Source organism: Actinoplanes sp. NPDC026619 (assembly GCF_040638295.1).
Taxonomy (GTDB): domain Bacteria; phylum Actinomycetota; class Actinomycetes; order Mycobacteriales; family Micromonosporaceae; genus Actinoplanes.
Genome location: NZ_JBEZYA010000001.1, coordinates 990,532 through 1,012,088 on the forward strand (window position 1 = coordinate 990,532; position 21,557 = coordinate 1,012,088).

General features: G+C 70.5%; 15 protein-coding genes and 1 riboswitch. Of the genes, 5 read left to right on the top strand and 10 right to left on the bottom strand.

Features of this window, described 5'->3' with window-relative positions; genetic code table 11:
• Positions 1 to 5: 5 nt before the first annotated feature.
• The 7 genes from AB0E90_RS04675 to AB0E90_RS04705 form a co-directional block, all read right to left on the bottom strand.
• On the bottom strand, positions 6 to 1,016 hold the full coding sequence (locus AB0E90_RS04675; RefSeq protein ID WP_360399086.1) for a hypothetical protein: 1,011 nt from the start codon (positions 1,014 to 1,016) through the stop codon (positions 6 to 8).
• Positions 1,013 to 2,068 (bottom strand): 16S rRNA (cytosine(1402)-N(4))-methyltransferase RsmH, encoded by a 1,056-nt coding sequence (gene rsmH, locus AB0E90_RS04680; protein WP_360399089.1) that lies wholly within the window; start codon positions 2,066 to 2,068, stop codon positions 1,013 to 1,015. The genes AB0E90_RS04675 and rsmH overlap by 4 nt, the downstream gene beginning before the upstream one ends.
• Before the next feature lie 269 nt (positions 2,069 to 2,337).
• Positions 2,338 to 2,769: a division/cell wall cluster transcriptional repressor MraZ gene (mraZ, locus tag AB0E90_RS04685; protein WP_360399092.1), complete on the bottom strand. Its 432-nt coding sequence runs from the start codon at positions 2,767 to 2,769 to the stop codon at positions 2,338 to 2,340.
• Positions 2,770 to 3,893: 1,124 nt separating this feature from the next.
• On the bottom strand, positions 3,894 to 4,883 hold the full coding sequence (locus AB0E90_RS04690) for a DUF559 domain-containing protein (RefSeq protein ID WP_360399095.1): 990 nt from the start codon (positions 4,881 to 4,883) through the stop codon (positions 3,894 to 3,896).
• A 231-nt stretch (positions 4,884 to 5,114) separates the two neighbouring features.
• On the bottom strand, positions 5,115 to 5,831 hold the full coding sequence (locus AB0E90_RS04695) for a VTT domain-containing protein (protein ID WP_360399098.1): 717 nt from the start codon (positions 5,829 to 5,831) through the stop codon (positions 5,115 to 5,117).
• Between the two features lie 52 nt (positions 5,832 to 5,883).
• Positions 5,884 to 6,597 carry a glutamine amidotransferase gene (locus AB0E90_RS04700; protein WP_360399101.1) on the bottom strand — a complete coding sequence of 238 codons (714 nt, stop codon included), beginning with the start codon at positions 6,595 to 6,597 and terminating at the stop codon, positions 5,884 to 5,886.
• Positions 6,587 to 7,807, bottom strand: coding sequence for a MurT ligase domain-containing protein (locus AB0E90_RS04705; protein WP_360399489.1), 1,221 nt, complete (start codon positions 7,805 to 7,807; stop codon positions 6,587 to 6,589). Before AB0E90_RS04705 ends, AB0E90_RS04700 begins: the two co-directional genes overlap by 11 nt.
• 363 nt (positions 7,808 to 8,170) lie before the next feature.
• Positions 8,171 to 8,356: riboswitch (cyclic di-AMP (ydaO/yuaA leader) on the top strand.
• A 102-nt stretch (positions 8,357 to 8,458) separates the two neighbouring features.
• Between AB0E90_RS04705 and AB0E90_RS04710 the strand changes: the two genes are divergently transcribed.
• Positions 8,459 to 9,184, top strand: a complete 726-nt coding sequence (locus AB0E90_RS04710; protein WP_360399104.1) for an NlpC/P60 family protein — start codon at positions 8,459 to 8,461, stop codon at positions 9,182 to 9,184.
• Positions 9,185 to 9,241: 57 nt separating this feature from the next.
• On the opposite strand, the gene leuS is transcribed toward AB0E90_RS04710, so the two are convergent.
• Both leuS and AB0E90_RS04720 read right to left on the bottom strand, forming a co-directional pair.
• A complete protein-coding gene (gene leuS / locus AB0E90_RS04715; protein WP_360399107.1) occupies positions 9,242 to 12,040 on the bottom strand; it encodes a leucine--tRNA ligase in 2,799 nt (932 codons plus the stop codon).
• 201 nt (positions 12,041 to 12,241) lie between these two features.
• Complete coding sequence (locus AB0E90_RS04720) at positions 12,242 to 15,076, bottom strand: M36 family metallopeptidase (protein ID WP_360399110.1); 2,835 nt, start codon at positions 15,074 to 15,076, stop codon at positions 12,242 to 12,244.
• Between the two features lie 312 nt (positions 15,077 to 15,388).
• Here AB0E90_RS04720 and AB0E90_RS04725 point away from each other — a divergent pair, with 312 nt between their 5' ends.
• Genes AB0E90_RS04725 through AB0E90_RS04735 form a run of 3 tightly spaced genes read left to right on the top strand, consistent with a single transcriptional unit; the run spans position 15,389 to position 20,183 of the window.
• Complete coding sequence (locus AB0E90_RS04725; protein ID WP_360399113.1) at positions 15,389 to 16,438, top strand: MoxR family ATPase; 1,050 nt, start codon at positions 15,389 to 15,391, stop codon at positions 16,436 to 16,438.
• A gap of 2 nt (positions 16,439 to 16,440) precedes the next feature.
• Positions 16,441 to 17,739 (top strand): DUF58 domain-containing protein, encoded by a 1,299-nt coding sequence (locus AB0E90_RS04730; RefSeq protein ID WP_360399116.1) that lies wholly within the window; start codon positions 16,441 to 16,443, stop codon positions 17,737 to 17,739.
• Complete coding sequence (locus AB0E90_RS04735) at positions 17,736 to 20,183, top strand: DUF3488 and transglutaminase-like domain-containing protein (protein WP_360399119.1); 2,448 nt, start codon at positions 17,736 to 17,738, stop codon at positions 20,181 to 20,183. Before AB0E90_RS04730 ends, AB0E90_RS04735 begins: the two co-directional genes overlap by 4 nt.
• A gap of 187 nt (positions 20,184 to 20,370) precedes the next feature.
• Here AB0E90_RS04735 and AB0E90_RS04740 read toward each other — a convergent pair whose 3' ends face one another.
• Positions 20,371 to 20,865 (bottom strand): DUF402 domain-containing protein, encoded by a 495-nt coding sequence (locus AB0E90_RS04740; protein WP_360399122.1) that lies wholly within the window; start codon positions 20,863 to 20,865, stop codon positions 20,371 to 20,373.
• 187 nt (positions 20,866 to 21,052) lie between these two features.
• On the opposite strand from AB0E90_RS04740, the gene AB0E90_RS04745 reads away from it, so the two are divergent.
• A complete protein-coding gene (locus AB0E90_RS04745; RefSeq protein WP_360399125.1) occupies positions 21,053 to 21,355 on the top strand; it encodes a hypothetical protein in 303 nt (100 codons plus the stop codon).
• The last annotated feature ends 202 nt before the right edge of the window (positions 21,356 to 21,557 follow it).

Genomic DNA, 21,557 nt, shown 5'->3' on the forward strand with positions numbered 1-21,557 from the left:
GTGGCTTACTGCCCCGTGCCGCTCGTCGTCTGGCCGTTGCCCACCGTCGCCCCGTTCGCCGTGCCGCCCGTCTGCCCGTTCGCCGTGTCGTCCGTCGTCTGCCCGTTCGCCGTGCCGTTGGCGGTGCCGTCCGTCGTCTGGCCGTTGACCGCGCCGTTCGCCTGGCCGGTCCCGGTCGTAGCCCCGTTCACCGGGGCGACCTCGCCCGCACCGGCGTCCGTCGCGCCGGCCGTCTTAGCATCCTGCGCGGTGACCGCCGGCCGGCCGTTGACCGGCGTCAGAACGCCGATGATCTTGCCGTCGGGCAGCCGCAGCTTGGCCAGGTTGTCGGCCTTGACCAGGCCGAGTCGCCGGGCCGCCGCGTCCAGGTTGCCGACGCTGGACGCGTCGATCAGCTGGTTCTGCAGGTCCTGCTGCTGGCTGTCCAGGACCGCGCCCTGCTTCTGCAGGTCGGCGATCCGGAACGAGTTCTCGTTGGTCTTGGTGTTGATCAGCAGGATGCCGATCACGCCGACGACCACCAGGCCGATCACCGAGGCCACGAACGGCGCCCGCGGGGCGCTGATCGGCATCGGCGGCGCGACCCGCAGCCGAGGCGGCGAGCTGACCTCGCCGGTGGCCCGGGCCGGCTCGACCGGCAGTTCCTCGACGCGCAGCGCCGCGGTGCCGTCCACCGGAGCGTCCGTGACCGGGCGGCGCGGGCCCGCGGCCGGCCCCGGCTTGCGGCCACGAGCCGCCTTCTCCGCGAGAGCCTCCTCGCGGCGCGTCAGGATCGCCGGCTCCGGGCGACGGCCCGTGCCGCGAACCAGTCCGGGGTTTCCGCCGCGTACACCCTGATCGGTTGTTGCCCCCTCGGCCTTGCGGCCGCGCTTGCCGACGGCGGTCCCTGACCGGCGCGTGTCGGACCGCTCGTCCTTCGCACCGGCGAAGTGACGCGCCCCCCGGGCGTCACTTCCCTGGGCGTCCGCATGATCCGTGACCCGGCCCCCCGGCCGCGGCGCAGTGCGCTCGCTCATGCTTTCCCCTCCCCCTCGTTGCGTTCCCCCGGGCGTAACCGCCCTCGTCCCCCGTGCGTTGACAACCGGGACCGTTCGCGGTCGGCGCCCGTTGCCGTGTTCTGGCCGATCCGCTCGACCGCGCGCAGCTTCACCGAGGCCGCTCGCGGATTGGCCTCGACTTCCTCGTCCGTCGGCGGCTCCGACCCCTTTGTCAGCAGCCGCAAGGTCGGACCGGTCCCGGGCAGCTCGACCGGCAGGTCGATCGGTCCCGTGCTGCGTGTCCTCGCGGTGAGGGCACGCTTGACGATCCGGTCCTCCAGAGATTGGTAGCTCATCACCACAAGTCGGCCTTCGGGCGCAAGTGCGTCCAAAGCGGCCGGGACGGCCGACGCCAGCGTGGCGAGTTCGCCATTTACCTCAATGCGTAGTGCTTGAAACGTTCTTTTCGCGGGATTTCCACCCGTTCGTCGTGCGGCGGCCGGGATCGACTCCTTGACCAGCTCGGCCAGCCGGCTCGTGGAGGTGATCCGCGCCTTCGCCCGCTCCCGCACGATCGTCGAGACGACCCGGGTGGCGAACTTCTCCTCGCCGTACTGCCGGAGGATCCGGACCAGCTCGCCCGGCTCGTAGGAGTTGACGACCTCCTCGGCGGTCGTCCCCTTCGTCTGGTCCATCCGCATGTCCAGCGGCGCGTCCTGCGCGTACGCAAAACCGCGGTCCGCCTCGTCCAGTTGCAGCGAGGAGACACCGAGGTCGAACAGGCCACTGTGGAACTGCTCGTAACCGAGGTCGGCGAGCACCTGCGGGAGCTCGTCGTAGACCGCGTGCACCAGGTGGGTGCGGGCGCGGAACCGGGCCAGGCGCTGCCGGGAATGCGCGAGCGCCTCGGTGTCCCGGTCGAGTCCGATGAGGACCACATCCGGGTGCCGGTCGAGAACCGCCTCCGCGTGCCCGCCCAGCCCGAGAGTGAAGTCCACGTGCACGGCGCCGGGCATGTCGAGGGCCGGGGCGAGCAGCTCGAGGCAGCGCTCGAGCAGCACCGGCACGTGCGTGCCACGCGGCTCCCCCATTGTCGACCCCCCTCGCACCCCGGCCGTACCCCAAGTCGTCGCACCGGCCCGTCCGGACGTCGTCCCGCACGTCGTCCGCACCGCGTCCGTACCGCCAGATCCCCATCCGCTCGTGCCGGGTTTCCGCGACCCGTTGCCAGCGGGCACGCTTTGCCTGGCGGGCGCCTGGCACCGGGGAAGAGGTGCCAGGAGCCGGAGCGGCTGGAGATCTCGCAGTACGGCGGCGGTGACGTCCGGGACTGTTCGCAGGCCCGGCCGGGTGCCACGCCTCACAGTCCGCCGGGCAGCACCCCCTCCTCGATGTCGGCGAACTCGTCTTCGCTCGCCGCGAGGTAGTCGTCCCAGGACTGCTTGTCCCAGATCTCCACCCGGGTGCTCGCCCCGATCACCACGAGATCGCGGTTCAGCGCCGCGTACTCCCGCAGGTGTGCCGGGATGGTCACCCGCCCTTGCTTGTCCGGCACCTCGTCATGCGCGCTGGCGAAGAACACCCGGCTGTAAGCCCGGGCGGCCTTGTTGGTCACCGGCGCCTGACGAAGCTGGCCCGCGATGCTCTGGAACTCCGGCATCGGGAACACGTACAAGCAGCGCTCTTGCCCCTTGGTGATCACGACACCCCCAGCCAGCTCATCTCGGAACTTGGCCGGAAGAATCAGCCGCCCCTTGTCATCGAGGCGTGGGGTATGCGTGCCGAGGAACATCGGCCGTCCACCCCCTGCCCCCAGCGGTTCGCGGTCCGCTTGTCAACTCGGGCCGGCAGGCTCCTCGGTTCCAGCTCCCCTTCGGCCCTGCCACTGCGCTCCACTCTACTCCACTTCCCTCCACCCGCAAGCCGATTGAGCACGTCGTTGATTGATCGTCAAGCCCAAAATGCCTGGTCATACGGGTGTCCCCCGAGTGGAGGACATCCCCATGATCAACCACGTCCGGTAGCCGACAATGCACAACCGACCCACCACATACCACCGCAAAATGTCCCATTTCTCCGTTAGCCGCACCGTGTCAAGCCCGCCAGGGGAGGAAAGTGGAGCCCCCCAGTGGAGCGACGTGGAGAGCCCCGCACCACGAGGCCCCGCTCCCCGCACCGTGGGCCCCTGGACCCACTCACCCCCCACCCCACGCCTCCACCGCACCCCACGCCTCCACCGCGCCCACGCCACCCCCGCCACACCGTCCCGCCGCCCCGCACCGCACCGCACCGCCAGACCGCACCGCCGCACCGCACCGCCGCACCGCCGCACCGCCGCACCGCCGCACCGCCGCACCGCCGCACCGCCGCACCGCACCGCGCCCTCAACCCACGCGATCTTGGGGAGTTACCGTCCGGCACGTGCACCAAGTCACCAAGATCGGAGGGCAGGCCCTCCGACCCGTGGCCAACCCGCGATCTTGGAAACCTGGTGCCCGAGCCGCGCGCTAACTCCCCAAGATCGGGAGGATTGGCCCTCCACCCCGCGGCCCACCCGCGATCTTGGAAACCTGGCGCCCGAGCCGCGCCCTAACTCCCCAAGATCGGGAGGGCCGGCCCTCCACCCCGCGGCCCACCCGCGATCTTGGAAACCTGGCGCCCGAGCCGCGCGCTAACTCCCCAAGATCGGGAGGATTGGCCCCCGGACCCGCGGCCAACCCGCGATCTTGGAAACCTGGTGCCCGAGCCGCGCCCTAACTCCCCAAGATCGGGAGGGCCGGCCCTCCACCCCGCGGCCCACCCGCGATCTTGGAAACCTGGTGCCCGAGCCGCGCGCTAACTCCCCAAGATCGGGAGGATTGGCCCCAGGCCCGCGGCCCACCCGCGATCTTGGAAACCTGGTGCCCGAGCCGCGCGCTAACTGCCCAAGGTCGGGAGGGTTGGCGGGTTTGGGGGGACCTTGCTGGTGGTGGGGGCTGCTTGTAGGGCGGCTCGGATCTGGGCGGCCACTGCCAGGGGGGAGGAGCGGACCAAGGTGGCTGGGAAGCGCAGGATTCGGTCGCCGCTGATCCAGATCTCGTTCTGGCGCAGCATGTCGGCCTCCCAGTGGACGACCTGCATGTGGTGGCTGCCGTCGACCTCGACCAGCAGGCGCGCATCCGGCCAATGCGCGTCGACGAAGCGGGTACGGCCCGAAGCGTCGGTCCGACGCGTCTGCAGCTCGGGCGCCGGAATCCGGTGCTTGCGGCACAGCGCGATCAAGTCGATCTCCGACAGGGCGGCGGCACCCCCGGCGGCGTCGGCGATTGCCGTGCCGATCAGCCTGTGCCGCCGAATCCTCGGGAAGAGGTCGAGCACCGCCCGCAGTTCCTCGGCGGTGACCCGGCCCTGCTGGTGCGCCCGCGCGATCAGGTCACGCGCCTCGTGGTCACCGCGGGCCCACGCGGCGGCGTCGATCACCGCTCGCGCGACGGTCGTGCGCGGCGGTCGCCCGGTCCGCCGGTGGTGCTCGGGCAGGAGGGCGGTCCGATGCACGCGAACCTCGGCCATGTCGGGCGGCAACCGCGGCAGCACGACACTCCGCTTCCGTTCCGCGGGCACGAGCACGTCGATCGGCTCGGCCGGGAGGCCGTGGACGCCACCCTCCGTCGCCGCGGCCGAGCCGGCCAGCCGCGCGTCCGGCCCGGCCGCGAGCACCGCCACCCACAATTGCTGATCACGTGTCAGCCTGCCGTTCTCGGCGAGCAGCACACCTCGGCAGATTCGTCGCCACCGGCGCTGGCCGAGATGGCCCCGCACGGTTCCCGGCTTGAGGTATCGCCCGGCCTGGGCAGTGGTCAGCACGGCCGCCTGGTCGAAGATCGCCCACTCGAGCCCGTCGGCGTGCGGGGCGGGGATGGATCGCATCCGGAGACTTTCGCCCATCCGGCCGGCCGGCGCTGCGGGCCTGTGGATAACCCCGGCGACGCGCGAGTGGGTCGGTCCGGAGCGGCGACGCGGAAGCGGACACGATGGCGAAGACCCAGGGCATGAGCAGGTGGGGGCGGGCCTCGCTGCGGGTGTGGGAGAGGCCTTGCGTACCTCTTATATATGGGTGAAGGCCCACCGCTCAGCGGTGGGCCTTCGGGAGAGCTGTGGTCAGGCGGGGTTCAGGGCGGCTTCGCGGCGGGCGGAGCGCTTCCAGCGCCAGACGATCGTGGTCGTCAGGGCGAAGCCGATGGCGGCGGGGGCCAGGGTCAGCGGGTTGATGCCGTGCGGGTTGGCGACGGCGGCGCCGATCACGGCGTAGCTCACCGCGGACGGGATCGAGGCCAGCGTGGTGCCCAGGAGGTAGCGCTTGCGGCAGACGCTCGTGGTGCCGTAGGCGTAGCCGATCAGGCCGAACGGGGCCAGTGGGAGGAAGCGGACCAGCAACACCGCGGAGAGGCCGCGGCGGTTCAGCCAGACGTCCAGGCGGGCCAGGCGGCCGCCGGCGCGGGCGTTCAGGGCGCCGCGGCCGGCCCAGCGGCCCGCGTAGTACGTCGCGGTTGCGGCGATCACCGCGGCGGCCAGGGCGGTCATCGCGCCGGTGGCCGCGCCGAGCAGGGCGCCGCAGGCGAGGGTGATGGCGGTACGCGGCACCAGGACCGAGAGGAGCAGGCCGCCGACCACGGCGATCGCCACCGGGGCGGCGTGACCCATGTCCAGGATCGCGTTGCCGATGTCGCGCAGCGGAAGCAGGGCAGCGGCGGCGGCGAGAGCGCCGACCACTGCGGCCAGGGTTCCGACGCGGATCATTCGGCGCTTCCAGCCCATCGGTTGCGGCGCGGGCAGCGCCTCGACCGGGGCCGGGGGTGCGATCAAGGTGTCAGTCATGCAGGCTTACCGCCCCAACTCATCGTCGGCTCATGATCTGGATTCGTGCTGGTCAGGCGCCCGCGGCGGCGAGTCTTTCGCTTCGCAACCGGTCGGGCCAGGTGTCGTCAACGGGTGCAAGGCTATCCGCGCCTGTCGCCCAACGCAGTAGCAGATCGGCTATAGCTGGGTTGCGAGCGAGCGCGGGGCCGTGCGAATAGGTGCCGAGGATCTTGCCGTGCCAGGCGCCCTCGGTCTGGCTGTCGTTGCCGATGCCGGCGGTGACCCGGGCCAGCGGGGAGACGCCGGGGCCCAGGTGGGTGCGGCCGCCGTGGTTCTCGAAGCCGGTCAGCGGGGGCAGGCCCAGCCGGGGGTCGATGTCGCCGCGGAGCTCGCCGACCGCGCGGGTCTCGCCGCGGTCGGAGTGCAGGTCGAGAAGGCCAAGTCCGGGGCATTTGGTGCCCTTGGCGAAGAACGAGTGACCGAACAATTGGTAACCGGCGCAGATGGCCAGCACCGCGGCGCCCTGGTTGACCGCGCGGTGCACGCCGCCGTCGGCGATCAGGCGCTGCGCGGCCAGGGCCTGCGGGCCGTCCTCGCCGCCGCCGATCAGGTAGATGTCGGCGCTGGACGGCATCGGCTGGTCCGAGCGGATCTCGTACGCCTCGACCGGGATCCCCCGCACCGCCGCCCGGCGGGCCAGGATGAGCATGTTGCCCCGGTCGCCGTAGGTGGAGAGCAGGTCGGGGTAGATCCACACGATGCGCAGTGTGCTCTCAGAGGACACGGTCCAACTCCGCTCGGATGTCCTGGAACGCCGTGTAATTGGCGATCACCTCGAGGCGGCCCGCGGGCACTCCCTGGATCGCCTCGTCGAAAGTCTTAACGTGCCGGAACGCCACACCGTTCACCTCGAGGCGAACCGCCAGGTCATAGGCGCGGTCGCCGGTGATCAGCACCGGGCGGTCGCGGAGCGGCGAGAAGTCGACGTCGTACAGCCAGCTGGTGTCCAGGCCGTCCGGGTCGCGGGCGTTGACGGAGAGCAGTGTGGGTGCCTGCTCGGCCATGTCGAACGCCTCGAGCCAGCTTGCCGGATTCTTGGCGAGAAGTAGCCGGACATTTCGTCCGTCCCGGTCAACCTGCGCATATCGGCCGGCGACCGACGACACCGTGGCCAGCCGAGGGAGAGCCTCTATCGGGCGAACCCCGAACTCGGCCGCGACCGCGAGCGCCGTGGCCGCGTTGCCGAGGTTGACCGTGCCCGGCAACTGAAGCTTGACCAGGTGCCAGTCGCCGCGCGGGTCGACCACACCCTCGTCCTCGACGCGCCACTGGGGCTGCGGGCGGCGCAGCGGGCAACCCGCGCACCACCAGTCACCGCCGGAGCGCTCGATCGGGTGGCCGCTCTGCGGGCAGACGAACGAGTCGTCGTGCCAGCGCTGGCCGGCGCTGAACCAGGTGACATGGCCGCTGCCCTCGGCCGCCCAGACCACCATCGGGTCGTCGGCGTTGGCGACCACCCGCACGTCGGGGTGGTTGGCGAGGGCGTCGCGCCACAGCTGGGCCATCATCGCGACCTCTTTGGCCCGGTCGAGCTGGTCGCGGGAGAGGTTGAGCAGAGCGACGACGCGGGGCTCGGTGGCGTCGATCACCCGGGCCAGGTAGTGCTCGTCGACCTCGAGGACGGCGAACGGCGTGCTGCCGGCCTTGGCGAGCGCGGACGTGTGCCCGGTGGGCATGTTGGCGCCGAACGAATTGGTGGCGACCCGGCCCATCACCTCGAGCGCGGCCGCGGTCAGCCGGGTCGTGGTGGTCTTTCCGTTGGTGCCTGAGACCAGCGCGATCGCCCGGCCGCCGGCCAGGTGGTTCAGCAGCTCAGGATCGATCTTGAGGCCGATCCAGCCGCCGATGACCGAGCCGTCGCCGCGGCCCGCGGCCCGCGACAGCGCAGCCGCGGTCTTCGACACCGAGGTTGCGACCTTGGCCCGCAGGGGCATCTTCCCGTCCGTCACGCCAGCGAGGGTACCGGACCCGGCGGTTACGTCGAGTTGTTGGCGCTCCGCCGGCCGCTTAACCGTTTCTGACCGGGAAACGGCAGGTTACCGGCATTTTTTGTGTGTTCTGTTTCACCCGTAACCTTGGACGATCAGTAGCTGTGAAATTACCGATCGTCATGGCATTTGTCTCGCGGAGATAACAAAATGGACACCGGTCCGCGTGCCAAACACGGAGAGTGACGAAATCGTGCGCAACGATCACTCGATTTTTCAGGTAGCAAGGGTGTCGCCGGTTCACACCGAACCGGCTCGCGGCGAATCTGGTTCACGCCGAGCCCTGCCCCGGGCCGATCCCGCGACCAAGCACTTGTGTAACCACAACCAGGCATACGGGGGCAGGGACGGGGGACCCATATCTGGTCCGCCTCGCCACCACCCGCTCCGGTGGTGGGACACGAGGCGACCTTGGGGTGAAGCCGCGAAAGCGACCGGGCACACCTTCCCGCCCGAACCCGACAGCTAACCTCGCAGGCGTGCCGGAGGGAAACCCTTACCGTGCACGAGCACAACTCGAGCCGGCGTCGACGGCTGTCCGTCGGCACCGGTACTGCCGCTCTGTCCCTGGGCCTCTGCCTCTGCGCAGGTCAGCTCATGGCACCGACCGCGGCAAGCGCCGCCACGACGTCCGTCGTGACGGCAGTCCAGGCCACCGCCAAGGTCACCCCCGCAGTCAAGACCTCGCACAGCAGCCTCACGGTTGCGTACGGCACGAGGACAAGGGTCACCGCCTACTTCTACAACCCCGCGACGGGCAAGCCGGTTACGACCGGCTGGGTCCGGCTCGAGGGCAACCGGGGTGGCAAGTGGACCGCCTGGACGGCGGCGAAGGTCAACAGCAAGGGCGTCGTCAACCTCTACGCCAAGCCGCTGGCCAGCGTCACCTACCGCGCGGTCTTCCTCGGCAACGGCGGCTACAACGTCAAGTACACGTCGTCGTACCGCTTCACCGTGAAGAAGACTGCCGGCGGCGCGAAGATCCTCGCCGAGGCCAAGAAGCACACCGGCGCGCTGTACAAGTTCGCCGCTGAGGGGCCGAGCCGTTTCGACTGCTCCGGCTTCACCAAGTACGTCTACAAGAAGGCGGTCGGCAAGTCGCTGCCGCACAAGGCGAACTCGCAGCAGAAGTACGGCACTGCGGTCGCCAAGAGCCAGGTCAAGGTGGGCGACCTGATCGTCTTCCGGTCCGGCTCATACGGTTACCACGCCGGCATCTACGCGGGTGGCGGCTACATGTACGACTCCCCGCACACCGGTGCCCGGGTCGGCAAGCACAAGATCTACGGCAGCAACTATGTCGTACGCCGGCTCGCCGCCTAGGTAGACCGAAACGAAAAGGGCGCCGCGCAATGATGCGCGGCGCCCTTTCGGCGTCTCTTACAGAACCACGCTCACCATGCGGCCGGCGACGACGATGACCTTCTTGGGTGTACGGCCGTCGACCGCCTCGGCGACCGCAGCCAGGGCCGCCTCCCGGACAGCCGCTTCATCAGCGGATGGGTCGACGGAAACCCGGCCGCGCACCTTCCCGTTGACCTGCACCGGGTAGGTGATCGACTCGGCCTTCAGCTGCGCCGGGTCGGCGACCGGGAAGCCCGCGTAGGTCAGGGTGTCGTCGTGGCCCAGCTTGCGCCACAGCTCCTCGGCCAGGTGCGGCGCGAACGGCGCGGTCATCAGCACCAGCGGCTCCACCGCCTCGCGGGACGCGACCGGCAGCGGGGTCAGCGCGTTCGTCAGCTCGATCAGCTTGGCGATCGCGGTGTTGAAGCGCAGCTCGTCCATGTCCTCGCGGACCCCGGCGATGGTGCGGTGCAGGTGCTTCTTCACACCGGGGTCCAGCGCGTCGCCGGTGACGCGGACGTCACCGGTCTCCTCGTCGACGACCAGGCGCCAGACCCGCTGCAGGAAGCGCTGCGCCCCGACCACCGCGCGGGTGTCCCACGGGCGGGAGACGTCCAGCGGGCCCATGGCCATCTCGTAGACGCGGAAGGTGTCGGCGCCGTACTCGTCGCACATCTCGTCGGGAGTGACGACGTTCTTCAGGCCCTTGCCCATCTTGCCGTACTCGCGGACGACCTCCTGCTCGCCCAGGAACCACTTGCCGTCGCGCTCGACCACGTCGTCGGCGGGCACGATCATGCCCCGGGCGTCGCGGAACGCGTACGCCTGGATGTAGCCCTGGTTGAACAGCCGCCGGAACGGCTCGAACGACGAGACGTGACCCAGGTCGTACAGCACCTTGTGCCAGAAGCGGGAGTAGAGCAGATGCAGCACGGCGTGCTCGACGCCGCCGACGTACAGGTCGACGCCGCCGGATTCGCCGTCGCGCTGCGGGCCCATCCAGTAGGCCTCGTTCTCCTTGCCGACCATCTCGGCGGAGTTGTGCGGGTCCAGGTAGCGCAGCTCGTACCAGCAGGAGCCGGCCCACTGCGGCATGGTGTTGGTCTCCCGGGTGTACGACTTCAGACCGTCACCCAGGTCCAGCTCGACGTTGACCCAGTCCTTCTTGCGCGACAGCGGCGTCTCCGGCTCGCTGTTCGCGTCGTCCGGGTCGAAGGTGCGCGGCGAGAAGTCGTCGACGTCCGGCAGCACCACCGGCAGCATCGCGTCGGGCAGGGCGATCGGCAGCCCGGTCTCGTCGTAGACGATCGGGAACGGCTCACCCCAGTAGCGCTGCCGGCTGAACAGCCAGTCGCGCAGCCGGTAGGTGGTCGCGCCCCGGCCATGGCCGTGCTGCTCCAGCCAGGCGATCATCGCGGCCTTGGCCTCGGCGACCTCCTTGCCGTCCAGCCAGTCGCTGTTGATCGCCGGTCCGTCACCGGTGAAAGGACCTTCACAATCATCAGGCGCCTTCACCGTACGGATGATCGGCAGCTCGAAGACCTCGGCGAACTCCCAGTCCCGCTCGTCCTGGCCGGGCACCGCCATGATCGCGCCGGTGCCGTAGCCGGCCAGCACGTAGTCGGCGATGAAGACCGGGATGCTCGCGCCGTTGACCGGGTTGGTCGCGAAGGCGCCGGTGAAGACGCCGGTCTTCACCTTCGACTCGGTGCGCTCCTCGTCGGTCTTGGCGGCAGCATCGGCCCGATATGCGGCAATTGCGGTGGCCGGATCCTCATGACCGCCCACCCATGCCCGATTTGTCCCCGGGGGCCACTCGGCCGGCGCGATCTGGTCGACCAGCTCGTGCTCGGGCGCCAGCACCATGTAGGTCGCCCCGAACAGGGTGTCGGGCCGGGTGGTGAAGACGGTGATCTTCTCGCCGCCCACCGGGAAGTCGACGTGCGCGCCCCGCGAACGGCCGATCCAGTTGCGCTGCATCATCTTGACCGGCTCCGGCCAGTCCAGCGTGTCCAGATCCTCGATCAGGCGGTCGCCGTACGTGGTGATCCGCATCATCCACTGCTTCAGGCTGCGCTTGAAGACCGGGTAGTTGCCCCGCTCGCTGCGCCCGTCCGGGGTGACCTCCTCGTTGGCCAGCACGGTGCCCAGGCCCGGGCACCAGTTGACCGGCGCCTCGCTGATGTAGGCCAGGCGGTGGTCGTCGATCAGCTTGCGGCGCTCCAGCGGAGACATCAGCGCCCACGGCTGCTCCGGGGTCGGCCGGGTGCCGGCCTCCAGCTCGGCGATCAGCTCGTCGATCGGACGGGCCTTGCGGATCTTCTCGTCGTACCAGGAGTTGAAGACCTGCAGGAAGATCCACTGGGTCCAGCGGTAGTAGTCCGGGTCGGTGGTGGCGAAGGTGCGGCGCTCGTCGTAGGCCAGGCCCAGGCGGGTCAGCTGGCCCTTGTAGCGCTCCACGTTCGCGGCCGTGGTCACCGCCGGGTGGGTGCCGGTCTGCACGGCATACTGCTCGGCGGGCAGGCCGAAGGCGTCGAAGCCCATCGGGTGCAGGACGTTGAAGCCGGCCATCCGCTTGTAGCGGGTGTAGCTGTCGGTGCCGATATACCCGAGCGGATGACCGACATGCAGACCCGAGCCCGAGGGGTACGGGAACATGTCCTGCACGTGCAGCTTGGGCGCGCCGGCCCGCGGATGCGCCGGGTCGGCCAGCTCACCGGACGGGTTCGGCGCGTGGAACGTCCCGTGCTCGGCCCACCAGGCCTGCCAGCGCGGCTCGATCTCGTTGGCCAGCGCGGCCGTGTAACGGAACCGCGGTGTCTCGGACTCGCTCATGGTGTCGGCATCTCAATCAGTCGATGGGCACGAAAAAACCCCTCACGCAGGAGGGGTTCGCCGTGCTGTGCCCGCGTCTATCGGCGTCGGGGCCTTCTAAAAGCAGGGGCAGCACGGCCGGCTAAGAAGCAGGTTCGGCCGGGCCATGCGTGCATGATACCGGCCGCCGCCTCTCGACGGCGACCGGTATCACTCGTGCTGCTAGGCAGCGCCTCCGTAGACGGCGAGCTCGGTCGAGTCCTGGAAGACACAACCTGAGTACGCCGGCGGCTGGTCGGCCGGGCAGAGCCCGGCGTCCTGGCCCTGGGTCGTGATCATCGTGTACCGGACGTACTCCACGCCGGTGCCGGTGCCCGCGGCCAGCGCGACCGAGGTGGGCGTGACGGTGCCGTTCGGGAACGTGCCCGACGCCGCCGCGGTCCAGGTCGTGCCGTCGACCGAGGTCTCCACCCGGTAGCCACCGGTCGAAGCGGTCTCGTCGTCGCCGCAGGTCGCGGACGGGTTGATCACCAGATCGGAGATGTTCACCTGGCCCGACAGCTGCAGGATGATCCACTGGCCGCCGTCGGCGACGTCCGAGCCCCAGCCGGAGCTCTGCGACTGGTCGATCAGCTTGACCGGGCCGCACGCGTACGGCGTGTAGTCCGGGCCGCTGAAGTCGACCACCGTGCCGCCACCGCTGGAAGCCGCCCAGTCCTTGCGGACCACCCAGTCCTTGCGGACCGTGTGCGAGGGGATGGACAGCGTGGCGACCTGCTGGTCGTAACCGGCGCCACGGGCGAAGACCTTGGCGTACGTCCCCGGAATGATCCCGGAGATCGTGTAGGTGCCGTCCGCGGCCGTGGTGGCCTCGAGGTCACCGGCGAAGCCGGAGGCGTGGCCGCCGAAGCCGACGGTCAGGCCGGCAGCGGGGCCGCCGGTGTCCTGGTCGCTGACCTTGCCGGTGAGCGCGCCCTTCGGGGTGTTCGCCGCCGGCGGCACCGAGAAGTCCTCGACCGGCGCGGCGTCGTTGCCGTCCAGCGCGGCGGCGAAGTAGCCCATGCCGCGCTTGGCGAACACCTTCCAGATCGTCGCCGACAGCTTGCCGTTGTAGACCACCCGGTCGGCCGCCAGGATCGAGTTGCGCTCGTCCAGGAAGGACGGGTTCTCCGGGGAGAGCTCCATGGCCCGGGTCACCAGCGACTCGGCCTGCTTGCTGCCGATCGCCTTGCGCAGGTCCCACAGGGTCTGCGCCCAGATCTCACCGTCGGCGTGCACCTCCGGGCCGAACGGGTAGACCCGGCCGAAGTCGCCGTAGGTGTAACCGCCGGGGCCCGACAGGGCCGTGCCGGGGCAGACCGTCGCGGGGGCGTCCACGGTGCAGTCGAGCGGCTCGCTGCGGATCGTGGTGCCGGCCGTGACGTACTTGCCGACCAGGACGTCGCCGATCGCCGAGGTGTCCTTCTCGAGGCCCTCGTTGATCAGGTAGTCCATCGCGTACCAGTCGCTCCAGGCCTCGCCCATCGAGCCGGCCTGGACGTCGCCCAGCGTGGAGTTGCCGTTCGCGTCGACCACGAGCCGGTTGGACAGGCCGTGCGTGTACTCGTGGTAGACGATGTCGGACTCGTCGCCGGAGTTGCCGGCGATGAACAGGTCGTCCGGCAGGAACAGGTACATCTGCATGGTCGGCGGAGTGCCGTCCGGCGGGGTGTTCATGTTGGCGTTGTCGACGTGGTTGCCGTCGGGCAGGCCGTCCGCGGTGTTCGCGCCGTCGTCCGACTGGGCCTGCACGGCGTCGCCGTCGACCGCCTCGAAGTTGCCGGCGGTGCGGGTGAAGCCGATCGGCTTGGCCAGCAGGTGGTCGTGCCAGGTGCCCAGGAAGTTGAACATCTGGACCGCGTTCTGCTCGCGGTTGACCTGCCACGAGTTCGGCGTGTTCGGGTCCCACGAGCACTTGTACTGCGCCGAGCAGTTGCCGCCCACGGTCGCCGAGAAGTCGGTGAACGGGTAGGCGAAGCTCTTCTTCCCGGACGGCTTGACCTCTTCGGTGGGGTTCGCGACGTTGTCGTCGTTGACGTCGGAATAGACGTGCGCGACGTTACCGGCGAGCCACGGCGAGTTGTTCGGCAGCCACTTGCTGAGGTCGACCTTCTTCTGGGTGCCGCCCTTGGGCGCGCCCGGGTAGTTCGTCCAGGCCAGTCCGGAGTCGGACTCGGTGGTGTTCTGCCGGTACAGGATCTCGCCGCTGGCCGCGTCCACCACGTGCACGTAGCCCTCGTCGACCGCGATCGTCTGCCAGGCCAGGCGGGGACCGCCGGCGGCCTGGAAGTAGACCAGCCTGGCGTTGCCGCCGTCGGAGAAGGTCGCCGTGCTGGGAGAAGACTTGACGACCTTCGCGGTGGACTTGCCGAAGACATCCTTGACCGCGGCCGCCCGCGCGCCGGCCGCGGTCACCTTGGCCGCGCCGGCCGCCGCCGGCAGCGCCTTGAGCGGCGAGCCGTCGACCTGCACCAGCTGGCCGGACTTGGTGACGTGGGCCTTGAGCCCGTTGCCGAACACCGGGATGCCACCCACGGTCTGCACGAAGCTGAGGTGGTGGGTGCCCTCGACGTCGACGTAGTCCTGGCGCAGGCTGAGGTTCGCCAGCGTGGCCGCGTCGAGACCGAAGACGTCGGCGTGCGCGGCCAGGTAGTCCCGGGCGATCTTCTCGGGCTTCTGCTTGCTCGCGACGGTGAGGAACCCGTCGAGGCGGGCAACCCGGCGCGGCGTCCCGGTCGACTTGTTCATGTCGACGATGCCCTGCACACCGAGCGCGTCACGCAGCTTGTTCGCCGCCGCGGTGTTCGTCTGCGGAACACTCGAGCGAGCCAGGGAGGCGGCCGCTGGGGCACCCTCGAGGCTTTCTCGGCTGTCGTAGTCGGCGCGACGCTGGTCTTTCTTGCTATCGGTCGCCTTCGCCGCCCCCTTCCCCGGATCGGGTGCGGCCTGGGCGGTTGCCGGCAACAGCCCGGCCAGCAAAAACACGCCTGCGGTCGCCGCCCCTACCCGCCGGGTCACGGACGGTACGGATAACGGTCTCAAGTCAAGCCCCTCTCGGCCGGGCCGCACTTGCGTGGCCCGTCGATGGCTGACTCTGTCTGAAGATCGGGAAATGTAACTAGACCGATGTCTGATTCTTTACCTATCCGATATTCGTGTCCGGTTGACGGTCGTCGAATGGCCGCCGACGGCGGCACTCGGCGAGTTGGTGTGATCGGGCTAACCTGTGGGGACGGGCGCGTGCTCCACAGCCCGCGCACCCCTTCGCTGCCCTATTTATGCGGCGCCGGAGCCGCTGAATACGCGGCAGGAACGACTTGGAGGAGGCCCGTGACAACCCCGACCTGGGACGAGCCCGGTGGACCGATGACCGGCGACGAATTCCGCATCGCCACTTCTGCCATCATGGCGAACATCGAGCAGGTCATCGAGGGCAAGAGCGCGACGGTCCGGCTGGCCCTGGCCGTGCTGCTCGCCGAGGGCCATCTGCTGATCGAGGACGTGCCGGGCGTCGGCAAGACCAAGCTCGCCAAGGCCCTCGCCCGATCCATCGACTGTTCGGTGCGCCGGATCCAGTTCACCCCCGACCTGCTGCCCAGCGACGTGACCGGCGTCAGCGTCTACAACCAGGAGACGCGCGACTTCGAGTTCAAGCCGGGCGCCGTGTTCGCGAACCTGGTGGTCGGCGACGAGATCAACCGGGCGTCGCCGAAGACCCAGTCCGCCCTGCTCGAGTGCATGGAGGAGCGCCAGGTCACCGTCGACGGCACGACGTACGAGCTGCAGGCGCCGTTCATGGTGATCGCGACGCAGAACCCGATCGAGATGGAGGGGACCTATCCGCTGCCCGAGGCGCAGCGCGACCGGTTCACCGCCCGCATCGCGATGGGCTACCCCGACCCGCGTGCCGAGCTGGCCATGCTCAACGGCCACGGCGCCCACGACCCGCTGATGGACCTGCGCTCGGTCACCGACGCGGCGACCGTCCGCCGGCTGATCCAGGCGGCCCGGGACGTGCACGCCGCCGAGGCCGTCCAGCAATATGCGATCGCGCTGGTCACCGCGACCCGTGAGGCCCCGGAGATCCGCCTCGGCGCTTCCCCGCGGTGCACGCTGCAGCTGATCCGCACCGCCAAGGCGGTCGCCGCGCTCGAGGGCCGCGACTACGTGCTCCCCGACGACCTGCAGACCCTGGCCGTGCCGGTCCTCGCGCACCGCATCATCCCGACGGCGGACGCCCAGCTCAACCGCCGCACCACCGACGCGATCGTGTCCGAGATCGTGCACCGCCTGCCGCTGCCGCACGAGCGCAGCCGCTCGCCGTACGACACCCGTCCCTCGAGCAACGGCGGCACCCAGTACGAGCCGCGGGGGCGCTGATCATGCGGGAGGCCTTGCGGGGACTCACCACGCGCGGCCGATCCTTCCTGGCCGCGGCGGCGGCGGCCGGCATCTCGGCGATCGTCCTGGGCGAGCGTGACCTGCTGCGGGTGGCGGTGCTGCTGGCGGCGCTGCCGCTGCTCGCCGCGGCGTACGTCGGCCGCAGCCGGTACAAACTGGCCTGCACCCGGTCGCTCGAGCCCGGCCGGGCGCCGGTCGGTTCCAGCGCGCGGATCATCCTGCGCCTGCAGAACATGTCCCGCCTGCCCACCGGCACCCTGCTGCTGGAGGACAAACTGCCGTACGCGCTGGGCAGCCGCCCCCGGGTCGTCCTGGAGCGGCTCGGCGCGCACCAGGCCAGCTCGGTGGCGTACACGGTGCGGGCCGACGTCCGCGGCCGCTACCCGATCGGCCCGCTGGTCATCCGGCTGACCGACCCGTTCGGCCTGTGCGAGCTGACCCGCTCGTTCCCCAGCGTCGACCGGCTCACCGTCATCCCGCAGGTGGTCGCGCTGCCTACGGTGCGCCTCGCGGGGGAATACGCGGGCACCGGCGACAGCCGCGCCCGGTCGGTCGCCGTGCACGGCGAGGACGACGCCGCGACCAGGGAATACCGCCGCGGCGACGACCTGCGCCGGGTGCACTGGCGGTCCACCGCCCGCACCGGTGAGCTGATGGTGCGCCGTGAGGAACAGCCGTGGGAGAGCCGAGCCACCGTCGTGCTGGACACCCGGGTCTTCGCCCACCGCGGCGAGGGACCGACGGCCAGCTTCGAGTGGGCCGTGTCGGCCACCGCCAGCATCGCCATGCACCTGCGTCACGCCGGTTACAAGCTGCGCCTGGTCACCGGCTCCGGCATCGACATCGACGCCGCCGAGACCGCCGGTGAGGGCGTCATCCTGGACACCCTGGCCGACGTGAAGCTCGCCCAGAACGGTGACATCTCGATCCTCGTCGAGCAGGTGCGCCGCCGCTCCGACGGCGGTCTGGTGATCGGCATCTTCGGCACGCTGACCGTCGCCGAGGCCGAGTTGCTGGCCGGCCTGCGCGGCAACGGCGCCACCTGCATCGGCTTCGCCATCGACAGCTCCACCTGGGTGTCGATGACGACCGGCGAACGGTCGGACTCCGACCGGGAGCACGCCGCCGCGGCGCTCGCCCTGGTGCACTCCGGCTGGCGTTCGGTGCCGGTGGTGCACGGCGCGACCCTGCCCAACCTGTGGCCGGCCGCGGCCCGCGGATCCAGCGGGTTCGCCTGGCGGGCCGCGATGGCCGAGACCGTCGGCGGAGTGATCCGATGACCGGGCGCAGGCGGCTCGGCGTGATCGCGGCCGGGGCCACGCTGCTCGCGGCCGCGCCGATCTCGTCCATCTTCGACTCGTGGAACTGGCTGCTGCGCTGCATCCTGGTGGTCGGCCTGATCGCCGGGGCGGTCCTGCTGGCCCGCACCCTGCGGTTCCCGGTGTGGGCGCAGGTGGTCATCCAGGTCGCGGTGCTGCTGCTCGTGCTGACCTGGATGTTCCCCAGCGGTCACGAGATCCTGATCCCGGGCCCGGCCACGTTCACCCACTTCGCCGAGCTGTTCCAGCAGGCCGGGCAGGACACCCGGTCATATGGTGTGCCCGTCCCCGACCGGGACGGCCTGCTGTTCATCACGGCGCTCGGCGTCGGCTCGGTGTCGATCGCGGTCGACCTGCTCACCGTGGTGGTCCGCCGCCCGGCCCTGGCCGGCCTGCCGATGCTGGCGATCTACTCGGTGCCGGTCGCGGTCTACGTCGACAGCGTCCCGGTGCTGCCGTTCATCATCGGGGCGGTCGGCTTCATGTGGCTGCTGGTCTCCGACAACGTCGACCGGGTCCGCCGGTTCGGCCGCCGCTTCACCGGCGACGGCCGCGACGTCGACGTCTGGGAGCCGTCCCCGCTCGCCGCGGCCGGTCGCCGGCTCGGCGTGGTCGGGGTGGCCGCGGCGGTGCTGCTGCCGCTGATCGTCCCGACCGTCAGCGGCGGCCTGCTCTCGCAGATCACCCAGAGCGGCAGCGGGCTCGGCCAGGGGGCCGGCGGCAGCGGCGGTGGCGGCCGGATCAACCTGTTCGCCTCGCTCTCCGGCAAGCTCCAGCAGAACGAGACCGAGCAGCTCCTCAAGCTGACCACCAGCGAGAAGCAGCCGTTCTACCTGCGCTTCGGGGTGGCCGACCAGCTCACCACGCAGGGCTTCGGCAACCGCACGCCGGCCGGCAACTCGGTCAACCGGGGGCTGCCCGACCCGCGTGGCGGCACTGCCGGCGGCGACTTCACGCAATATCGCGCGACCATCGAGGTCACCGACGCGCTGCGGCAGAACATGCTGCCGATCTACTCGAACACGGTGCGCATCGGTGACATCGGCGGCGGCTGGTCCTTCGACCCGAACCAGCAGGTGATCTTCTCCAACCGGCAGACCACCAAGGGCAAGAAATACTCCTTCGATTACGTACGGGCGTCCTACACCACCGCCGAGCTGCGCACCGCCGACGCGCTCGGCAAGGACAACCCGCTCCGCACGCAGTTCACCAACACCCCGCCTGACGACGAAGTAAACGCGCTGGTCACCGGCTTGATCAAGGGCAAGACCAACGACTACGACAAGATGCGCGCGCTGTACGACTACTTCTCGAAGGACAACGGCTTCAGCTACAGCCTGTCCACCCAGTCGGCCGGCAACGCCTCCGACATCGCGGCGTTCCTGCGCACCAAGGTCGGCTACTGCCAGCAGTACGCCGCGGCGCTCGCCTGGATGGCCCGGGTGGCCGGGATCCCGGCGCGGGTCGCTTTCGGCTTCACCCGCGGCACCCCCGACCAGGGCGGCTGGTCGATCACCAACCGCAATGCGCACGCCTGGACCGAGGTCTACTTCCAAGGCTTCGGCTGGATCCCGTTCGACGCCACCCCGGCGGCGAACGTGCTCGGCGCGGCCCGTTCCGACTACGCCCCGGACACCGACGCCCCGGCCCCGACGGTCTCGTCGTCGACGTCCACGGCGGCGCCCGGAGCGAACCCGTCGGCCGCGGCGCCCGGCGCCGACCAGGCCGAGCGGGGTGGTAACGACCCGGCTGCCTCCGGCGGTTTCGACACCTCGACCGACAACACGTCGTCGACCGCTCTCTGGATCGCCGGCCTCGTGGCCCTGCTGATCGCGTTGCTGCTGATCCCCGCCTTGCGCCGGGTCCTGCTGCGCCGCCATCGGCACGCCGCGACGGTGCCCCGGGCCCCGAAGGTCATCTCGGCGACCGACGGCACCGGCGGCAACCTCGACATCGTGGTGACGCCCGAGGCGGTGCAGGCCCGGCAGGACGCGCACGCCGCCTGGGAAGAGCTCCTCGACACCATGGTCGACTTCCGGATCCCGGTCGATCCGGCCGAGACGCCACGGGTCACCGCGCAACGGCTGATCCAGGACGCGGTCCTGCTCGAGGACCCGGCCGCCTCGGCCACACTGCTCGGCACGGCGGAGGAACGGGCGCGCTACGCCCGCCAGCCGATGCAGGGCGGGGAGCTGACGGCGGCGCTCGGGAACGTCCGCAAGGGGCTGTCCCTCTCGGCCACCCGCCGCACGCGGATCGCCGCCGTTCTGCTGCCTCCGTCGGTGCTGCTGCGGTGGCGGCTCGGCCTGGCCGAGGCCTCGGCCCGCACGGTCAACGTCTCGGGCCGCTTCCGCGACGCGATGGCCCGCTTCAGCCCCCTCCGCCTGCTCCCGGGCCGCCGCTGACGGCCCGCACCGGCGAACGATCGCAGAAGCGCCACCCCTGCTCGCGGGGGTGGCGCTTCGCGCATCTCCCGACCGCCGATGGACCGCGGGCAACGGCCCGGCCGCCCCCGCCCGCAGGCAGCCGTCAGCGGCCGACCACCGATAAACCGCGGTCAACGGCCCGGCCGCCCCCGCCCGCAGGCAGCCGTCAGCGGCTGGTCACGAAGCGGGCCAGCCAGGCGTCGCCGGCCTCGCCGAACGGCTCGTGGCGCTGGGCGATCATCTCGAGGAGTTCGTCGGCGCTCGCCCGGGCCTGGGTGATCACCTCGGCCGGGTAGCCGTAGAGGACCTGGTGCTCCTCGAACTCGTCCTCGTCCAGCAGCTCCACCCCGCCGTCCCGGAGGCGGATCACGTCGAGGTCGAGGTCGACCGCTTCGACCAGGCCGTCCACCCGGACCGGCTCGGTGGTCACGTCGACGTAGACGGCGACGTTGCGGTGGCCCTCGCCGTTCCAGGACGCGATCCACCAGCCCGCGACCGGCACCAGCACGATGAAGTCGTAGTCGACGATGACCGGCTCCTCGAGGCCGCGGCGCATCGACGTGCCGGCCGGGCAGCCGTACCACCAGCCGTGCTCGTCGCTGCCCAGCGGCTCGGCCACAAACCGCCAGTGCCGCTTGCCGCCCCACTTCGTGTACCGCATCTCGATCAACGCTCGGCCCCCCGAATTGTCGTAGGCGGCGCCTGGAGATCTTTCGCGGCCGGAGTAACGCCGGTTTCCTTGAAATCGGGGTCTCGAATGCCGTGGAGACCCCGATTTCAACGAAGTTGGCAGTCGACTCGCATAACCCGTCGGACCCGGGCACCGAAGGGTCTCTAGTGTCCCGCGTGTGACGACAACCGTGGAGTTCGCCCGTTTCACCGTTCGTGCGGGTGCCGAGGCGAAGCTGGTCGCCGACCGCCCGGCGATGCTGGCCGCGCTGCGGGCGCGGTTCCCGGCCTGCCTGACCAGGGAGGACGACGGCACCTGGGTGGATGTGCCGGTGTGGCGCAGCCGGGCCGAGGCCGAGGAAGCCGCCGCGCAGATCAACACCGTCCCGGAGTGCGCGGCGTGGTTCGAGCACATCGCCGAATCCGGCGGCCTCCGCCACGGCGAGGTCCTGGACGCCTGGCCACCGTTGCGCGCGGAGTAATCAACCACCGCCGCACTGAGAGCCGGCGGCCGGGCTGCGGCCCTGCGGCGGCCGGGCGCGGCGGCCCTGCGGCGGCCGGGCGCGGCGGCCCTGCGGCGGCAGGGCGCGGCGGCCCTGCGGCGGCCGGGTGCTGCGGCCCTGCGGCGGCCGAAGGCCGGCTCTGTCCGGGAGAAGGATGGCGTTAGGGCGTGGGGGAATGGAG

Bases quoted from the DNA above. Each gene is read 5' to 3' on its own strand.
- AB0E90_RS04675 (WP_360399086.1), bottom strand. From the start codon at position 1,016: ATGAGCGAGCGCACTGCGCCGCGGCCGGGGGGCCGGGTCACGGATCAT.
- rsmH (WP_360399089.1), bottom strand. From the start codon at position 2,068: ATGGGGGAGCCGCGTGGCACGCACGTGCCGGTGCTGCTCGAGCGCTGC.
- mraZ (WP_360399092.1), bottom strand. From the start codon at position 2,769: ATGTTCCTCGGCACGCATACCCCACGCCTCGATGACAAGGGGCGGCTG.
- AB0E90_RS04690 (WP_360399095.1), bottom strand. From the start codon at position 4,883: ATGCGATCCATCCCCGCCCCGCACGCCGACGGGCTCGAGTGGGCGATC.
- AB0E90_RS04695 (WP_360399098.1), bottom strand. From the start codon at position 5,831: ATGACTGACACCTTGATCGCACCCCCGGCCCCGGTCGAGGCGCTGCCC.
- AB0E90_RS04705 (WP_360399489.1), bottom strand. From the start codon at position 7,807: ATGCCCCTGCGGGCCAAGGTCGCAACCTCGGTGTCGAAGACCGCGGCT.
- AB0E90_RS04710 (WP_360399104.1), top strand. From the start codon at position 8,459: ATGGCACCGACCGCGGCAAGCGCCGCCACGACGTCCGTCGTGACGGCA.
- leuS (WP_360399107.1), bottom strand. From the start codon at position 12,040: ATGAGCGAGTCCGAGACACCGCGGTTCCGTTACACGGCCGCGCTGGCC.
- AB0E90_RS04730 (WP_360399116.1), top strand. From the start codon at position 16,441: ATGCGGGAGGCCTTGCGGGGACTCACCACGCGCGGCCGATCCTTCCTG.
- AB0E90_RS04735 (WP_360399119.1), top strand. From the start codon at position 17,736: ATGACCGGGCGCAGGCGGCTCGGCGTGATCGCGGCCGGGGCCACGCTG.
- AB0E90_RS04740 (WP_360399122.1), bottom strand. From the start codon at position 20,865: ATGCGGTACACGAAGTGGGGCGGCAAGCGGCACTGGCGGTTTGTGGCC.